This window comes from Micromonospora sp. NBC_00858, from assembly GCF_045207365.1.
Taxonomy (GTDB): domain Bacteria; phylum Actinomycetota; class Actinomycetes; order Mycobacteriales; family Micromonosporaceae; genus Micromonospora.
The window spans coordinates 2409678-2426657 of record NZ_CP108828.1; the positions used below are offsets into that span (position 1 = coordinate 2409678).

The 16980-nt window shown below is 74.1% G+C and carries 16 protein-coding genes; 7 read left to right on the forward strand and 9 right to left on the reverse strand.

Annotation, left to right across the window (positions count from 1 at the left end; all coding sequences use genetic code 11):
- The first annotated feature begins 2 nt into the window (after positions 1–2).
- The 3 genes from OG990_RS11355 (at position 3) to OG990_RS11365 (ending at position 3808) form a co-directional block, all read left to right on the forward strand.
- Complete coding sequence (locus OG990_RS11355) at positions 3–1307, forward strand: exo-beta-N-acetylmuramidase NamZ domain-containing protein (protein WP_386991335.1); 1305 nt, start codon at positions 3–5, stop codon at positions 1305–1307.
- Positions 1308–1318: 11 nt separating this feature from the next.
- Positions 1319–3124 carry a serine hydrolase gene (locus OG990_RS11360; RefSeq protein ID WP_406080324.1) on the forward strand — a complete coding sequence of 602 codons (1806 nt, stop codon included), beginning with the start codon at positions 1319–1321 and terminating at the stop codon, positions 3122–3124.
- 117 nt (positions 3125–3241) lie between these two features.
- Positions 3242–3808 carry a maleylpyruvate isomerase N-terminal domain-containing protein gene (locus OG990_RS11365; protein ID WP_406081724.1) on the forward strand — a complete coding sequence of 189 codons (567 nt, stop codon included), beginning with the start codon at positions 3242–3244 and terminating at the stop codon, positions 3806–3808.
- 7 nt (positions 3809–3815) lie between these two features.
- Here OG990_RS11365 and OG990_RS11370 read toward each other — a convergent pair whose 3' ends face one another.
- Positions 3816–4367, reverse strand: a complete 552-nt coding sequence (locus tag OG990_RS11370; protein ID WP_406080326.1) for a GNAT family N-acetyltransferase — start codon at positions 4365–4367, stop codon at positions 3816–3818.
- A gap of 51 nt (positions 4368–4418) precedes the next feature.
- On the reverse strand, positions 4419–4904 hold the full coding sequence (locus OG990_RS11375) for a DUF1992 domain-containing protein (protein WP_328416746.1): 486 nt from the start codon (positions 4902–4904) through the stop codon (positions 4419–4421).
- A gap of 225 nt (positions 4905–5129) precedes the next feature.
- On the opposite strand from OG990_RS11375, the gene OG990_RS11380 reads away from it, so the two are divergent.
- Positions 5130–5780 carry a LysE family translocator gene (locus tag OG990_RS11380; RefSeq protein WP_328416748.1) on the forward strand — a complete coding sequence of 217 codons (651 nt, stop codon included), beginning with the start codon at positions 5130–5132 and terminating at the stop codon, positions 5778–5780.
- Positions 5781–5793: 13 nt separating this feature from the next.
- On the opposite strand, the gene OG990_RS11385 is transcribed toward OG990_RS11380, so the two are convergent.
- The 3 genes from OG990_RS11385 to OG990_RS11395 are packed head-to-tail and all read right to left on the reverse strand — an operon-like array spanning position 5794 to position 8677.
- Positions 5794–6618 (reverse strand): SDR family NAD(P)-dependent oxidoreductase, encoded by an 825-nt coding sequence (locus OG990_RS11385; protein ID WP_406080327.1) that lies wholly within the window; start codon positions 6616–6618, stop codon positions 5794–5796.
- Positions 6615–7979 carry a flavin-containing monooxygenase gene (locus OG990_RS11390; protein WP_406080329.1) on the reverse strand — a complete coding sequence of 455 codons (1365 nt, stop codon included), beginning with the start codon at positions 7977–7979 and terminating at the stop codon, positions 6615–6617. The genes OG990_RS11385 and OG990_RS11390 overlap by 4 nt, the downstream gene beginning before the upstream one ends.
- Positions 7980–8035: 56 nt before the next feature.
- Positions 8036–8677, reverse strand: a complete 642-nt coding sequence (locus tag OG990_RS11395; RefSeq protein ID WP_406081726.1) for a TetR/AcrR family transcriptional regulator — start codon at positions 8675–8677, stop codon at positions 8036–8038.
- Positions 8678–8754: 77 nt separating this feature from the next.
- Between OG990_RS11395 and OG990_RS11400 the strand changes: the two genes are divergently transcribed.
- Positions 8755–10104: an MFS transporter gene (locus OG990_RS11400; protein WP_406080330.1), complete on the forward strand. Its 1350-nt coding sequence runs from the start codon at positions 8755–8757 to the stop codon at positions 10102–10104.
- 46 nt (positions 10105–10150) lie between these two features.
- On the forward strand, positions 10151–11308 hold the full coding sequence (locus OG990_RS11405; RefSeq protein WP_406080331.1) for a hypothetical protein: 1158 nt from the start codon (positions 10151–10153) through the stop codon (positions 11306–11308).
- A gap of 23 nt (positions 11309–11331) precedes the next feature.
- On the opposite strand, the gene OG990_RS11410 is transcribed toward OG990_RS11405, so the two are convergent.
- Positions 11332–12813, reverse strand: a complete 1482-nt coding sequence (locus OG990_RS11410; protein WP_406080332.1) for a peptide MFS transporter — start codon at positions 12811–12813, stop codon at positions 11332–11334.
- A 222-nt stretch (positions 12814–13035) separates the two neighbouring features.
- On the opposite strand from OG990_RS11410, the gene OG990_RS11415 reads away from it, so the two are divergent.
- The gene (locus tag OG990_RS11415; protein WP_007460094.1) at positions 13036–13377 is read left to right on the forward strand and encodes an RNA polymerase-binding protein RbpA; all 342 of its coding nucleotides are present in this window, start codon (positions 13036–13038) and stop codon (positions 13375–13377) included.
- Between the two features lie 63 nt (positions 13378–13440).
- Here OG990_RS11415 and OG990_RS11420 read toward each other — a convergent pair whose 3' ends face one another.
- The 3 genes from OG990_RS11420 to lnt all read right to left on the reverse strand — a co-directional run bounded on the left by OG990_RS11420 (position 13441) and on the right by lnt (position 16509).
- Positions 13441–13965, reverse strand: a complete 525-nt coding sequence (locus OG990_RS11420) for an FxsA family protein (protein WP_328416771.1) — start codon at positions 13963–13965, stop codon at positions 13441–13443.
- Positions 13966–14030: 65 nt separating this feature from the next.
- The gene (locus tag OG990_RS11425) at positions 14031–14840 is read right to left on the reverse strand and encodes a polyprenol monophosphomannose synthase (protein WP_355604659.1); all 810 of its coding nucleotides are present in this window, start codon (positions 14838–14840) and stop codon (positions 14031–14033) included.
- 34 nt (positions 14841–14874) lie between these two features.
- Entirely contained in the window at positions 14875–16509 is a 1635-nt protein-coding gene (gene lnt, locus OG990_RS11430) for an apolipoprotein N-acyltransferase (protein ID WP_406080333.1), read from the reverse strand.
- Positions 16510–16980 lie beyond the last annotated feature (471 nt).

A 16980-nucleotide genomic window follows, 5' to 3' on the forward strand; every position in this document is an offset into this window, starting at 1 on the left:
CAATGCAGCGGAGGAATTTCCTTGTCGGCGCGGTCGGTACGGGCGCGCTGGGGGCGAGCGCGGGAGCGCTCGGCGTCGGTGCCCTGGCACCGGCGGCGGCCAGCTCCCGTGGCCGTCGGGTCCGCACCGGTCTCGACGAGTTGGTGTCCTCCGGGTTCGCCGACCTCGCCGGCCAGCGGGTGGGCGTCGTCTCCAACCCGACCGGCGTCGACGCGGCGTACCGGCACCTCGTCGACCTGATGCACGGCTCGGGTCGGGTCCAGCTGGTCGCGGCGTTCGGCCCCGAGCACGGCTTCCGGGGCTCCGCGCAGGCCGGCGGCAGCGAGGGAAATGGCGTCGACGCCCGCACCGGCATCACGGTGTACGACGCGTACGGCGCCTCGCAGGCCCGGTGGGAAGCCATGTTCACCGAGGCCGGGGTGGACACGGTGGTCTTCGACATCCAGGACGTCGGGGTCCGCTTCTACACCTACATCTGGACGATGTACACCTCGATGGTCGCGGCGGCGCGGGTCGGCAAACGCTACGTCGTGCTGGACCGGCCCAACCCGATCGGCGGGCGGGCCTACGGGCCGATGATGACCACGCCGTACACCTCGGGTGTGGGTCTGAAGGAGATCATCCAGCAGCACGGGATGACCGTCGGGGAGCTGGCCCGGTTCTTCAACGCCACGTTCCTGCCAACCGAGGCGGGGCGACCGGTCGACCTGCACGTGGTGCGGTGCCGGCACTGGAAGCGCGACGACCTCGCCGCCGACACCGACGTGCCCTGGGTGATGCCCAGTCCGAACATGCCCACCCCGGACACCGCGCTGGTCTACCCGGGTACCGGGCTGTTCGAGGGCGTCGCGTCGATCACCGAGGGGCGCGGCACGTGCCGCCCGTTCGAGCTGATCGGCGGGCTGGCGACCGACTTCGACCACCACTGGGGTGACCGGCTCAACGCCCGGAACCTGCCCGGAGTCGAGTTCCGCGAGGCGTACTTCTCGCCGACCTCGGCCGGGCAGAAGCCGGACCTGCTCAACAAGCTCTGCGCAGGCGTGGAGGTCAAGGTCGTCGACCGGGCCGTGTACGACCCGATCCGCACCGGCGTGGCGATGCTGGTGGAGGCGCACAAGTACCCGGCGTTCGCCTGGCGACGCGACTCGTGGGACACCGTGCGCCCGTACTGGATCGACAAGCTCACCGGCTCGCCGCGACTGCGTACCCAGATCGACGCCGGAGCCGACGTGGACGACGTCGTCGGCGCCTGGGCCGACGAGCTGGCCACCTTCAACCGGCAACGCCGGCCCTACCTGCTCTACTGAGGAGTGCGGTCATGACCAGGTCGATCCGTCGTCCGCTCCGCTCACTCGCGCTCGGCCTGGCCCTGGTGGTCCTGGGCACGACGCTGCCGGCCGCCGCCGCGGTTGCCGCGTCACCCCCGGCCCCGTCGGGACCGCCGACCGTCACGCCCGCCGACATCCACTTCCGACACGACACGCTGCGGCGCGGCAGCGCCCGCCAGGTCGGCCTGCTCCCCGACCAGGTGGATCGCCTGCCCGCCGACCTGGCGGCGTACCTCCAGCCGACGCCCGACCATCCCGGATACCCGATGTACGCGGGCGCGGTGGTCCTGGCCGCGAAGGACGGCGTGATCGTGGAGCACGCCGCCGTGGGCAGCGCGGTGAAGTACGCCTCCGTCGGGCCGCCGCCCGGCCTGGTCGGCGTGGAACTCCCTGCCGACCAGCAGATCGCGACCCGTCCCGACACCATCTTCGACCTGGCGTCGGTGTCGAAGCTGTTCACCACGATCGTCACCATGCAGCAGGTGGAGCGGGGGCGGGTGGAGCTGGACGCGCCGGTCGCCCGGTACGTCCCGGAGTTCGCCGCTGGCGGCAAGGCGACGGTCACCGTCCGGATGCTGCTCACCCACACGTCGGGGCTGCCCGCGTTCACGGCGCTGTGGAGCAGGTACCCGACGCCGGCCGAACGGTTCGCCGCCACCCTCGCCACGCCCCTCGCGGCCGGGGCGACACCCGGCTCCCAGTACGTCTACTCGGACCTCGGGCTGATCGCGCTGGGCGTACTGGTGGAACGGGTGACCGGTCGGCCGCTGGCCGAGCTGGTCCGCGACGGCGTGACCGGGCCGCTGGGCATGACCGACACCGGCTACAACCCGGGCCCGGAGCGGCGGTCGCGGATCGCCGCGACCGAGTACCAGCCGTACGCCGGGCGCGGCATGGTCTGGGGTGAGGTGCACGACGAGAACGCCTGGTCCCTCGGCGGGGTGGCCGGGCACGCCGGGGTCTTCTCCACGGCAACGGACCTGGCCGTCCTCTGCCAGTCACTGCTCAACGGTGGCGAGTACCGCGGTCGGCGGATCCTGCGCTCGGAAACGGTGCGCACGATGCTGGTCAACTACAACGCGCCGCTGGAGTCGGCCTACCCGGAGAGCGACCGCGGGCTCGGCTTCGAGCTGAACAAGCACTGGTACATGATGGGGCTCTCCTCGCCGGTGGCCTTCGGGCATACCGGCTTCACCGGAACGTCGATCGTCATCGACCCGCTCTCCCACTCGTTCGTCGTCATGCTGAGCAACCGGGTTCACCCGGACCGGGGCTGGGGCAGCAACAACGTCGCCCGCCGGGCCGTCGCGCGTGACCTCGCCGAGGCGATGCCGGTGCGACCGCGCTCGGCCAGCGCCTGGCGGGCCGACCCACGCGACTCCGCGACGAGCACGCTCACGGCGCCGCTGCGCCGGCCCGCGCGGGGCGCGACGGCGAGCTTCCTGCTCTGGTACGACACCGAGCCCCGCTACGACAGCGCGCGGTTCGAGGTCTCCAACGACGGCGGGCAGACCTGGGCGCCGGCGACCATGCAGCTACGCGACGCCGGCCGACGGTGGACCGCCGACGGCACGGTCACCGGCTACGGGGGCCGGGTGTGGTGGCAGGTCTCGGTGGCGCTGCCCGACCAGGCCACCCACCTGCGGTGGAGCAGCAGCACAGACGGCTCCGGCCAGGGGCGTGGCGTCTACGTCGACCGGGTCGTGGCGGCGGACCGGTACGGCGTGCTCTTCCAGGGCGAAGGCGGTGACGCCTCCCGGCTCGTCGCCAACGGGTGGTCACCCGCGCGCAGCTGAGCCGTTCGCCCGGGGTCGGAGTGTGGCCGGCCCCGGGCGAACGGGCTGCCCTGCAACCGCGCGTCGAATCGCGTTGCGGTGACCGGCGGGCGCTGCGAGGCTCGACGGATGCCAGCCATGGACGGCGCCGACGTACGCGACGCGGCCGACGAGATGACCCGGGTCCTGGGTCCGCACCGGGACCGGGACTGGTCGGTGCCGGCCGGCACGCTGCGCTGGACCTGCTGGACCACCGCCGCCCACGTGGCACACGACCTGCTCGGGTACGCCGGCCAGGTCACCGGCCGACCCGACGACGCCTACCTGCCGTACGACCTGCGGGTCTCCCCCGACGCGAGCCCGGCGCAGGTGCTGACGGTTGTCCGGGCCTGCGCCGGCCTGCTCGCCGCCGCGGTCGACGCCGCCTCGCCGGAGACCCGGGCCTGGCACTTCGGCCCGTGCGACCCGGCCGGCTTCGCCGCCATGGGAGTGGCGGAGACCCTGTTGCACACGCACGACATCACCCTCGGCCTCGGCGTGCCGTGGCTGCCGCCGCACCGGCTGAGCACGCTGGTGCTGCGGCGACTGTTCCCGGACGCCCCGGCCGGCGCCGCGCCCGAGGTGCTGCTGTGGATGACCGGGCGCGGTGAGCTGCCCGGCCGGGCGCGGCGCACCTCGTGGAGTTGGCGCGCCGCGCTGGACTGAACGAGCCTCAGCTCACTGAGGGGGCGGCCAACGAGTGCCGGTGACCGTCGCGCGGGAACGGCGGGTACGCCGGCAGCACCTCCTGGAAGAGGTAGCCGCACTTCTCCGCCACCCGGCAGGAGGCCGGGTTGTCCACCTGGTGCAGCAGGTCGAGGCGCGCCAACCCGGTGAACCGGTCGAACGCCCACCGGCTGAGTGCGATGACCGCGCGCGGGGCGACGCCCCTACCGCGCGCCCACGCCGCCGTCCAGTAGCCCACCTCGGCCACCGGGCGTCCGGGCGCGACCCCCTTGAGCACCACGCACGCCACCAGCCGTGGACCGTCCGCGCCGTCCTCCAGCGCGGCGAAGGTGAACCGCCGGCCGTCGTCCCAGTCCTGCCGGGCCTGCTCCAGCCACTGCCGCCCCTCGTCGACGGTGGTCACCGGGTTCTGGGTCCACCGTTGCAGCACCGGATCCCGGTACGCCTCCAGCAGGGCGTCCAGGTCGTCGTCTCGCCAGGGGCGTAGGACGAGGCCCGGCGCAGAAGTGGTAACCATCGCGGGCAGCTCGATTCGCATCCGCACAGTCTGCCGTGACGGTGCTGGTCAGGCTGACCCGCCGCTGGCGGTTCAGGTCGCCCGGCGGCGCCACGGCAGCCACGCCCACCGGGACCGGCGGGCCGGTGCAACGGCGGGCGCCGGCGTGGCGGCGGGTGCCCTGGTGGCGGGCGGGGTGTGCTCGGCGCGCCAGCGGCGGACCACCTCGTCGGCGTTCACCGGCCGCACCACGACCCGGGGGCCGTCCGGGTTGCGCAGCCAGGCCACGATCTGTGCGTTCAGGTTCCCCACGAAGTCCCGGACGGACTGCTCGGTGGGCAGGTCGCGGACCTCGTCGGGCACCTGTTCGATGCGCCGGCGTAGTTGCAGCGGGGTGGGCAGCAGCAGGTCGCTGGGCAGCTTCTCGCGCTCCAGGAAGCTCTTGATCCACCACGACTCGTCGTACGGCATCCCTCGGCCGGGGATGGGCTTGCCCATGCCGGGCAGGTCATCGAACTCGCCGCGTTGCACGGCTCCCCGGATCTGCGCCTCCACGGCCGCGTCCCACGCTTCAGTCACCCTGCGGCACCTCCCTGGCCACCGTAACGCGCCGCCTCCGGACGGTGGCGCGCCCCGCAACGGACAGCGCGGTCGGGCCCGTGACCATTCCCGTCGGTCTCCGTCGGGGGTGCGTTCGGACCGAAAGACCGGTTCGAACGGCAGGCCACGGTCTGGCAGGTGGCCCTGGGCCGGGGTGCCCGCCCGGCCTACGGTCGGTGCGGGTATCGGTGAACGGGGGGCGTCATGGTGGGTACGGCTGCACTGCTGGGCATCGCGTTGGTGGCCTTGGGGCTGGTGCTCACACCCGGCCCGAACATGGTCTACCTGATCTCCCGCTCGGTGGCGCAGGGCCGCCGGGCCGGGCTGATCTCGCTGCTCGGGGTGGCCGCCGGGTTCGGCGTCTACCTGGCGGCGGCGGTCGCCGGGCTGGCCACCGTCTTCGTTCTGGTGCCGACGCTGTACGCGGCGGTGAAGCTGGCCGGGGCCGGCTATCTGCTCTGGCTGGCCTGGCGGACGCTGCGCCCGGGTGGGCAGTCCCCGTTCACGCCCGCGCCGCTGCCCCCGGACCAGCCGCGACGGCTGTTCACCATGGGCCTGGTCACCAACCTGCTGAACCCGAAGATCGCCATCCTCTACGTCTCGCTGCTGCCGCAGTTCATCGACCCGGCGCGGGGGCACCTGGCGGCGCAGAGCCTGCTGCTCGGCCTGACCCAGATCACCGTCGCGCTGACTGTGAATGCGCTGATCGTGCTCAGCGCCGGCTCCCTCGCCGGGTTCTTCGCCCGCCGGCCGCTGTGGCTGCGGGTGCAGCGCTGGGTGACCGGCACGGCGTTGGCCGCGCTGGCCGTCCGGATCGCCACCGACCGCTCCCGCGCCGCCGTCGCCACCCCCTGAGCCGGCGGTACGGTCAGTTGCCCGGGTCGCGGTGCCGGCGCAGCATGCCGGCGGCCAGCGGCGCGGCGTCCAGGTCGCCGGCGGCGAGCCGGGCGGCGAGGGTACGACGTACCAGCCGGTCGGCCAGCGCTGGCGCGTGCCGGCCGACGGCCATCTCCAGCCGGCCACGCGCGGTGGTCGCCACGTCCCGGGGTGCCCGCCGGGCGGTGGCGGCGCGCAGGATCGCCGCGACCACCCCCTCGACGGGCTCCGGCCGGGACACCCCCTGCAGGGACAGGCCGGCCTCGGCGGTGCTGTCGTGGATCGGTGAGGCCACCATGCTCGGGTAGACGACGCTCACCCCGACGTGGGTGCCCACCTCGTGGCGCAGTGCGTCGGCGTACGCGACCAGCGCCCGCTTGCTCACCCCGTACGCGGCGGCGAGCGGCAGCGGCAGCACCGCCATCCGACTGGACACGAAGATCACCCGTCCCCGTGTGGCGAGCAGTGCGGGCAGCGCCGCGGCGGTGGTCCGCCAGGCGGCCAGCAGGTTGACCTCGAGCTGCCGGCGGACCATCTCATCGGGCGGCAGCTCGGCCGGGGCGGGGCCACCGACCCCGGCGTTGTTGACCAGCAGGTCCAGCCCGCCGAGCCGGTCGACGGCAGCCCGCACCGCCGGCGGCACGGCGGCTGGGTCGGTCAGGTCGCAGCCGAGCACCGGCAGGTCGTCGTCGGGTCGCGCGTGCAGGTCCAGCCCGACCACCCGGGCGCCGGCGGCGTTCAGCGCGGCGCCGAGGTGACGGCCGAACGTGCCGCTCGCCCCGGTCACCAGCACCCGGCGGCCGGTCAGCCCGGTCACCGTCCGGCTCCGACCGGCGCGGTGGCGTCGGGACCGCCACCGCGCGGTGCGGTCGGGCGCGCGCGGCGGGCGCCGGCGGTCAGCTCCCGGGTCACCTCGGCCAGGTAGACGTCGAAGTCCACCCGCATCGCCGGTCGGCGCTGACCCCAGCGGGCGGTCGCCGCGCGGAGCTCGGCGCGGCAGACGGCCCGCTGCCGGTCGGCCTCCGGTAGCGCGTACCGGCCGGCGAGCTGCGCGGCGACCAGCTTGGCCTGCGCCTCCACCAGGGGGAACGCGGACCCGGTGGACTGCATCAGCCCGACGAAGGTCAGGCCGGGGGCGTCGGGGTGGAACACGTGCCGGTACAGCGACAGGGTGTCCGCGCCCTCGTTCAGCAGCGCCGGGTCGAGGAACGGGATCTCCACCCGGTAGCCGGTGCACCAGATGATCAGGTCGACCGGGTCGCTGCGGCCGTCGGTGAACTCGACCCGGTCGCCGTCGAGGGTGGCGATGCCGGGGCGGGCCTCGATGTCGCCGTGGGTCAGCCGGGACAGCAGCCCGTCGGAGAGCGTCGGATGGTCCTGGAGGAAGCCGTGGGTCGGTGCGGGCAGCCCGTAGCGGGCGGGACTGCCGACGGTGGTGCTGAGCATGGTCTGGCTGATGCGTTGGCGTAGTCGCCACGGCAGCCGGCGGGCCAGCGCCCCGTTGAGGGTGTCGGAGGGGCGGCCCAGCAGGTACTTCGGGACCACCCACACGCCCCGGCGCAGCGACAGCAGGGTGCGGGTGGCCGCGTACGAGGCGTCCACCGCGATGTCCATCGCGGAGTTGCCGCCCCCGACGACCAGGACCCGCTTGCCGGCCAGTTGTTCCGGGCCCCGGTAGTCGTGGCTGTGCAGCTGTTCGGCGGTGCTGGCGCCGGGGTACGGCGGGCTGGGCAGCCGGGGCACCCGGTTGTGGCCGTTGGCGACCACCACGGCCTCGACGGTGACCTCGACCGGCCCGTCCGGTCCGCTCGCCCGCACGGTCCAGGTGCCCGAGGGATCCCGGGTGACCCGCTCGACGGTGTGGCGCAGGCGGATGGTGTCGCCCAGCCCGAAGCGGTCGGCGTATCCGGCCAGGTAGCCGGCGATCCGGCGGTGGTCGGGGTAGTCGGGCCAGTCGGCGGGCATCGGGTGGTCGGCGAACTGGGTGCGGCCGCGGCTGGTGTTCAGGTGCAGCGTGCGGTACGCGGGCGAATCGGGCGCTCCGTACACCCAGAGGCCGCCGACCTGGTCGGTGGCCTCGAAGCAGACCGTCGGCACGTCGGCGTCTCGCAGTGCCTTGACGGCGGCGAGCCCGGCCGCGCCGGCGCCGATCACCGCCACCCTGGGTGGTACGCCCATCGCTGCCCCCACTTAATCCAACGTCCGATGGATAATCGTCGTGGGCGGGCGGCCCGTCAAGAGCCCGCCGGTCCGTACAGCCCGTCCAGGAAGCGGTGCACGAACACCCGAAACTCGCGCCGCTCCCGGGCGCCCGGCGCACCCGAGGCCAGCGCCACCACGTGCCCGTGTGCGGCCCAGACCAGGCTTCGCACCGTGATGTGCGGTGTCGGTTCGACCAGCGCGCCGGCCGCCGCCGCGGCGGTGAGCAGCTCCGTCACCAGCCGGTACAGCGGCTCGGCGTAGCGCTGGTCGAGCTCGGCGTGCCGCTGCGGTTCCAGCCAGCGTCGCAGCCACAGCGCGGTGGTCTCCGGACGGTCCTCCAGGAAGTCGACGAAGACGTCGACCAGGTCGTGCAGGGCGCGTCGCGCCGCGTCCGGCCCCGCGTCGAGGGCCGATCGGGCCTGCTCGGCGGCCTGCGTCAGGACCTCCCGTTCGGCGCTGAAGACCCGCGCGAAGCAGGCGTCGTAGAGCGCCGCCTTCGTACCGGTGTGGTGGGCGACCGTGGCGACGTCCACGCCGGCGGCGGCAGCGACCTCCCGGAGCCCGACGGCGTCGAAGCCGCGCTCCGCGAAGAGCGCGGTGGCCGCGCTGAGCACCACCTCGCGGGTCGGGCGGCTCTGGTCCCGGCGGGGCCGACCCGGACGGCGTTGGGGCATGGTCATGGCCGCCATTCTGCCCCTAGAATCCATCAACCGTTGGATTGGTGGGCTGCTGCCCTGGAGAGGATGCGGCGATGACCGGGCTCGACCGGCGGCCCGCTGCCGCCACAGATGCGACGCTGTCCCGCGGCCCGTTGGCCGGCTTCGCCGCCGGCTCGATCGGCATGGGTGTCTGGGTGACCGTGCCCGGCCTGCTGCTGCTCTACTTCCTCACCGACGTGCTGGCCGTCGAGCCGTGGCTGGCCGGTCTGGCGCTGCTGTTGCCGAAGGTCGCCGACGTGCTGCTGCACCCGTGGGTCGGGCATCGCGCCGACGTGGAGCAGACCCGCCGGGGCGACCGGCGGCGACTGCTGCTGCTCGGCTGCGTCCTGCCGCTCGCGTTCGCCGCGATCTTCGCGGTGCCCGGCGGGCTGACGGGCGCACCGGCCGCCGCGTGGGTCGCGGTGTTCTTCGTCGCCGGCAACCTGCTCTTCGCCGCCTACCAGGTCCCCTACCTGGCCACCCCGGCCGACCTGCGGATCGGCTACCACGAACGCACCCGGCTGATGGCGTTCCGGATGGTGGTGCTGACCCTGGGCATCCTCGTCTCCGGGCTGCTGGCCCCCCTGCTGACCGGCGGCGACGCCGCGACCCGCACCGGCTACCAGCGGATGGGTGTGGTCCTGGCGGTGGGGATGCTGGCCGCCATGCTGGTCGGCGTCGCCGGCATCGCCCGGCTGCGCGGCTCCGCGGCGGCGACCGGTCCGGCGGGGCACGGCGGGTGGCGGGCGTTGCGCACCGCGCTGCGCGACCGGCAGTTCCGCTGGCTGGTCGCCGCCTACCTGGCCATGTCCACCACCACCCATCTGGTACTGGCCGCGGTGCCCTACTACGCCGAGTACGAGCTGCGCGCCCCCGGCCTGACCACGGTGCTGGTGGCCGCGTTCGTGGCGCCGGCCCTGCTGGTGACCCCGGCCTGGCTGGTGCTGGCCCGCCGGGTCGGCAAGCAGCGGGCGCTGCTCGGCGCGCAGAGCGCGTTCGCGGCCGGCTCGCTGGTGCTGGCGGTGGGACGACCGGCCGGCCTGCCCCTGCTGATCGGCGCGGTGGCGGTGCTCGGGGTGGCGTTCGCCGGCATGCAGCTGCTGCCGTTCTCGATGCTGCCCGACGTGATCCGCGCGGCCGACACGACCGGCGCCGGCACCTACACCGGGGTGTGGACGGCCACCGAGGCCACCGGCGCGGCCCTCGGCCCGTACGCGTACGCCCTGTGCCTGACCGTCGGCGGGTTCGTGGCCTCGACGGCCGGTCAGACGCCGGTCCAGCCGGACGCGGCGCTCGCGGCGGTCCGCTACGGGTTCGGGCTGCTGCCCGCCGTGGCGATGCTCGCGGCGCTGCTGCTGCAACGCCGCTACACCCTGGACGCGACCGCCCGGACGGCCGGCTGACGGCGCGGCGACGCCGTCAGTTGCCCGGCACTAGACTTCGCCCTCGATGGACGCCCAGCCCACCCCCACCGAAACCCGCCCGTGTGCCCACTGTGGACAGCCCGTGCCACAGCGTGTCGGCGCGGGTCGACCGTTCCGCTACTGCCGGGACAACGACGGCGCCTGCCAGCGCGCCTCCCGCAACAGTCGGATGCGCCACCGCAACGCCCCCGGCCTACCCGGGCAGGTGGCCCGCACCTGGGAGGCGGTGGACCGGCTCGACCAGATCGTCGAGACGTTGACCGAGTCCCTGCACGCCGAGCTGTCCCCGGTGGGTGTGCAGCGGCAGTTGGCCCAGGCCCGCGCCGAGGCAGCCACCGAGGTGGCCGCCGCGCAGGCCGAACGCGATGAGGCCCGCGGCGACGCCGAGGACGCGGCGGCGGACGCGGCCCGGGCCCGTGAGCAGGCCCGTGGCGCGCTGGCCGACGCCGAGGACGCCCGGCAGCGCGCCGAGCGGGCCGTACAGCAGGCCGGCGCGGCCGACGAGCGGACCCAGCAGGCCGAGGCCGCCCGCGACCAGGCACGCCACGACGCCAGTGCGGCCGAGGCGCTGCGGAGCCAGGCCGAGCGGGACCGCGACCAGGCGCGACACGACCTGCGCGACCTGCGTACGCACCATGACACCGAGCGGCAGCGGGTGGCCGACCTGACCGTCGAGCGCGACGCGGTGCGCGCCGACGCCGAGCGGGCCACCCGGGCCGCGGCCGAGGCGACCGAGCGGGCGCAGCGGTGGCAGGCCGAGGTGCAGGACGTCCGGCGCCAGATCGAGCAGGCCCGCGCCGACGCCGCGCGGACCCGCACCGAGGCCGCCGACGCCGCTCGGGCCCGGGAGCAGGCCGACCGGGCCCGCGACCGCGCGCAGGTCGCCGCCCGCGAGGCCGACGACGCCCGGCAGGAGGCGGCCGAGCTGGCCGCGCAGCTACGCGCGGAACTGGCCGCCACGGCCGCGCAGCGCGACGCGCTCGCCGCCGAGGTGGGCGCCGCCCGGCAGGCCGCGGCCACCGCCGAGGGCCGGCTCAGCGCCCTGACGGTACGGCTGGAGGCCGCCGAGACCGACCGGGACCTGGCCCAGCGGCGGGTGGCGCAGCTCGGCGACCAGGTCAGCGACCTGGCCCTGGCGCTGGCCAGGCTCGGTGCCGCCACTCCCGACGACGCCACCCGCTGACCCGGCCCGGTGCTCAGGCCCGGTCAGTGGATGCCGGCCATCAGCGCGCGGATGTGCCGGGCGAACATCACCGCGCCCAGCCCGAACGCCACCGACGCCAGGCCGAAGGTGAGGAAGTAGGTCGGCTCGGACCAGGTGTCGGCGAGCCGGGCCACCTGCCCGCCGATCGCGTCGCCGACGGCGGTGGCGAGGAACCACAGCCCCAGCATCTGGCTGGCGTACTTCACCGGCGCCAGCTTGGTGGTGGCCGACAGGCCGACCGGGCTCAGCGACAGCTCACCGGCGACCTGGAGGGCGAAGACCGCCACCAGCCACCACGGGGACACCTGGTCACCGCCGACGGCGGCCTGCGCGGCGGCGGCCATCAGCACGAACGACAGGCCGTTGAGCACCAGACCGACGGCGAACTTCACCGGCGTGGACACCCGGTGGCCCACCCGCAGCCACAGCAGCGCGAACAGCGGCGCGCCGATGATGACCAGGATCGGGTTGACCGACTGGAGCCAGGACGCGGGGAAGGTGAAGCCGGCGACGTTCCGGTCGGTGCGCTCGGCGGCGAAGATGTTCAGCACCGACCCGGCCTGGTCGTAGATCAGCCAGAACGCGGCGGCGAACACGAACAGCCACAGGTACGCCTTCATCCGGCTGCGCTCGGTCGTGCTGAGCTCCCGGTCGGTCATGATCCGGGCGAAGTAGCCGATGGTGACCAGCACGGTGACCGCGGTGAGCAGGTTGACCACCGAGTCGATGGTGAACAGTCCGGCCAGCGCGAGCGCGGCGACGAGTACGACGAGCGCCGCGACCGCCACGCCGACGCGGGTCAGCGCCCGGCGGCGGTCCGCGCCCAGCAGCGGGTCGGCCGGCCGGTCCCCGGCGTCGCCCAGGTTGCGCCGGCCCAGCACGTACTGGATCACGCCGAAGGTCATTCCGACTGCGGCCACGGCGAACCCCAGATGCCAGTTGATCTTCTCGCCGAGCAGGCCGGTGATCAGCGGGGCGATGAACGCGCCCAGGTTGATGCCCATGTAGAAGATCGAGAAGCCGGCGTCGCGGCGTGGGGAGTCCCGGTCGTACAGGGCGCCGACCATGGTGGAGATGTTCGGTTTCAGCAGGCCGGTACCGAGGACGATGAGGGCCATCCCGGCGAAGACGCTCCACCGCGTGGGCACCGCCATCACGTAGTGCCCGGCGGCGATCACCACCCCACCCCACAGCACGCTGCGCCGGGCGCCGATCAGCCGGTCGGCGACCCACCCGCCGGGCAGCGCCATCAGGTACACCATCGCGTTGTACGTGCCGTAGACCGCGGTGGCGCTGGAATCGCCCAGGCCCAGCCCGTCGTCGGTGGTCTCGGCCGTGAGGTACAACACCAGGATCGCCCGCATGCCGTAGAAGCTGAACCGCTCCCACATCTCGGTGAGGAAAAGGGTGGCCAGTGCGCGGGGATGACCGAAGAACGTCCGCTCGGTCGGGGCACCGCGCTCGACCGGCACGTCATGGGCCATCGCAACCTCCGCTGCACTCGGGCGGTTAACATCCCCGGTGGCAGCCGAAACACTCCACCGTTGCGAACCGGCCGGGGATCACCTGGTGGGGTGGTCGTCCTGGCCGGCTACCCTTGGTCCCGGCCCACCCGTGGACGCCTCACGCCCCCGGGCGGGAATGGCTGGGCGGGAACGCACCGTTACACCCAGAAGACCAGCACCACGAACGAGGGGAAGTCGATCATGGGCGAGCGTATGCTGCGCGGAAGCCGCCTGGGCGCGGTCAGCTATGAATCCGACCGCAACACGGAGCTCGCGCCGCGTCAGACCCGCGAGTACCTCTGTGCCAAGGGCCACCAGTTCGAGGTGCCGTTCGCCGTCGACGCCGAGGTCCCGACGACCTGGGAATGCAAGTTCGACGGCAGCGTCGCTCGACTCGTCGACGGCAACGAGCCGGAGCAGAAGAAGGCCAAGCCGCCGCGTACCCACTGGGACATGCTGCTGGAGCGGCGCTCCATCGCCGAGCTCGAGGACATCCTCGCTGAGCGGCTGCAGGAGGTCCGTACCCGCCGCGGCCGCGCCTGAGCCGCACCGCACGACACGGCGCCCCCGGGGTTTCCCCCGGGGGCGCCGTCGTGTCTCTACCGGTCAGTTACGGCCAGGCTCGACGATCTCGCCCTCGATGGCCCGGCCGCCATCGACCACCACCGGCTGCTCCGGTTCCGGACGGGGCGTCGGTCGCGGCGCACCCTGGCGCACCCGCACCGTGCGCGGGCCGAACAGGTCACCGGCGACCATCGACGACACCCGGCGCTCGGTGGTGCGTTGCATCCCGGCGCGGGCCAACCGCCGCAGCGGCGGCACCAGCAGCAGCAGGCCGACCACGCCGCTGACCAGACCGGGCACCGCCAACAGCAGCGCGCCGGCCAACCCGACCAGCCCGTCGGTCACCTGCCGGCCCGGTGGCTGTCCCGCCTGCGTCGCGGAGCGGAATCCACGCCAGGCGCGCATGCCCTCGCGGCGCAGCAGCACCAGCCCGAGCAGCGAGGCCCCGAACACCAGCAGCACCGCCACGCCGAACCCCAACGCCCGCCCCACCAGGACGAACACCGCAAGCTCCAGCACCACCGCCAGCAACAGGGCCAACGGTACGAACCTCAGTCCTCGGCGCATCTCACCTCATCGCCATCCCGCGGCACACGGACAAGTACCGCCCTTCCAGCATGACACGGCCGCGCTCACGGCCACCGCACCTGACCGGTGGGGGTGCCGTGCAGGCCCCGACGCACCGCCTGCCGCCGGTCCTGCACCCCCCAGGTGGTGATCCGCCACAGCGCCTCCGCCACGATCCGCGGGCTCATCTTGCTGTCCCCGCGTTCCCGTTCGGCGAAGGTGATCGGCACCTCCACGATCCGTACCCCGGCCTGGTGCGCCAGCCGGGACAATTCCACCTGGAACGAGTAGCCCTGGGAGCAGACCGATGCCAGGTCGATGGCGTCCAACGCGCTGAGCCGGTACACCCGGTAGCCGCCGGTGGCGTCCGACACCGGCATGCCCAGCGCGAGGCGCGCGTACAGGTTGCCGCAGCGCGACAGCAGCAGCCGCCGCAGCGGCCAGTTCACCACCTGCGCGCCGCTGGTCCACCGCGACCCGATCACCACGTCGGCGTCGCGGGCGGCCTCCAGCAGCGCCGGCAGGTCCTCCGGGGCGTGCGAGCCGTCGGCGTCCATCTCCACCACGGCGTGGTAGCCGCGCTCACGGGCCCAGCCGAACCCGGCCAGGTACGCCGCCCCGAGGCCCTGCTTGCCCTCCCGGTGCAGCACCCGCACCTGCGGGTCGGCGTCGGCCAGGGCGTCGGCGATCGCGCCGGTGCCGTCGGGGCTGTTGTCGTCGGCGATCAGGATCTGCACCGCCGGGGCGGCCCGGCGGACCCGGCCCACGATCGCGGCGACGTTGTCGGCCTCGTTGTAGGTGGGGATCACCACCAGCACCCGGCCCACGCCGGGCACCTCATCCGAACGCCGGACCGTATCGGTCGCCTGGATCACGGTTCCTCCGCTCCCGCCGGCGTACCGGCTGCTGCTATCCGGGCATGACCCGCTGCCGCCGACGCAGCACCGCCGCGCCGACCAGGGCGGCCGCGGCCAGCCCGGCGAGCGCCACCTCCGGCCACCAGCCGAGCCGGGTGGCGAGGGTGGTTCCGCCGTCGAGCCGTAGCTGCCGCACCACGACCTCCCGGGTGTTGAACCCGGTGGCGTCGCTTACCCGCCCGTCGGGGGCCACGAACCCGGACACTCCGACCGTGGAGGCCATCAACGCCGGCCGGCCGTGCTCCACCGCCCGCAGCCGCACCATGGCCAACTGCTGGCGGGCCTCGGCCACGTTGAACGTCGCGTTGTTGGTCTGCACCACGAGCAGTTGCGCGCCGCCGGTGACGGTGTCGCGGACCACCTCGTCGTAGGCGACCTCGAAGCAGATGACGTCGCCGAGGACCGTCGAGCCGGCGCGTACCACGCCCGGGGTGCTCCCGGCCACGAAGTCCGACCGGATCAGGTCGACCTTGTCGCTGACCATGCGGGCCACGTTGCGCAGCGGCACGTACTCGGCGAACGGCACGGGGTGCCGCTTGGCGTACACCTGGGTCAGGTCCGGGCCGGTGCCCGGCTGCCACAGGACACCGGCGTTGCGGACCTCGCCGGGGCCGGGGCCGAGCAGCACCGCGCCGACCAGGATCGGCGCGCGGATGGCGTCGGCGGCCTGGGAGATCCGGTCCCCGGCGGCGGGGTTGCGCAGCGGGTCGATGTCACTGGAGTTCTCCGGCCACACCACCAGATCGGGTTGGCGCTGCTCACCGGAGGCGACCCGCGCGGCCAACTCCACGGTGGCGTCGACGTGGTTGTTCAGCACCGCCTGCCGCTGGGCGTTGAAGTCCAGCCCGAGGCGCGGCACGTTGCCCTGCACGATCGCCACGGTGACCGGGGCGCCGTCGCCCACGGCGGCGACCGGCACCAGCAGGCCCACCGCGCTCAGCGCCACCGCGGCGGCGGCCGGTACGGCCACCGGCAGCCACCGGCGCGCCGGAGCGGCGTCCCCCGGTGCTGCCCGGACGGCGGTCCAACCACGCCAGGCGCCGGTGACCAGCAGCCCGCCGACGAGGGCCACCGCGAAGGTGACCAGCGGCGCGCCACCCAACGCGGCCAGGCGCAGCAGCGGGGACGAGTCCTGGCTGAACGCGAGCCGCCCCCACGGGAACCCACCGAACGGGGTCCGGTCGCGCAGCGCCTCCTGCCCCACCCAGAGCAGCCCGGTCAGCGCCGGCCACGCCCACCGGGTGCGGTCGGCCAGCGGCGACACCCAGGCCGTGGCCATGCCGAGCAGCGCCAGATAGCCGGCCTGCAACAGCGACAGCAGCACCCACGGCAGGTAACCGGTGTGCAGGTTCGTCCAGGCCAGCAGCGGCCCGAAGAGCGCCAGCCCGGTGAGGAAACCCAGGCCGGCGCCAGCGCGCAACCGTCGCCGGTGCGCCGCGGCGGCCAGCAACGCCACCCCGACCGGCGCGAGCGGCCACACCCCGTACGGCGGGAACGCCACCAGCAGGGCCAGACCGGCGGCCAGCGCCATCGGCGCGGCGACCTTCAGCGGCAGTGGCCGGCCGGCGACGACCGGCGCAGCCGGCACCGCCGGGGCGTGGGCCTCATCCCGGTCCAGGGTCGTCACCGCAGCTTCACCTCGATCACGGGGCGAAGGCTACCTGGCCGGCGGGCGCGTCGACCGCATCGGGCCGCCGGGGACGAACCACCCGGCGGACATGAAATCGGGGCGCGGCTCGCGCCGCGCCCCGATGCTCCCAGGCCCTCCCCGGCCGGTGCGGCGAGAACGAGGCACGCCGACCTTCGGACCGACCGGACGCGGACTGGCTGCCCCCGCCGGGCCGTTGTCTACTGGCCGTGCACCTCACCCTGCCCGTACACCGGTAACCGCGACCGGTTCGCGCCGCCCCGCCGACCCCCGCCCGCTGGACCTGGCCGCCGCGACGATGACGCTGAAAAATGTCGCTCGGCCAGCGGACGAAGGGACGAAGCGAACAACAGCCGCTTCCCGTGGTAGGACTCAAAGACGGTACGTGTTACACCCCGCCCCCTGTCAACCCGCCCCCGGCCTGTCGTGTGTTGCGACACGGCGTGTCGG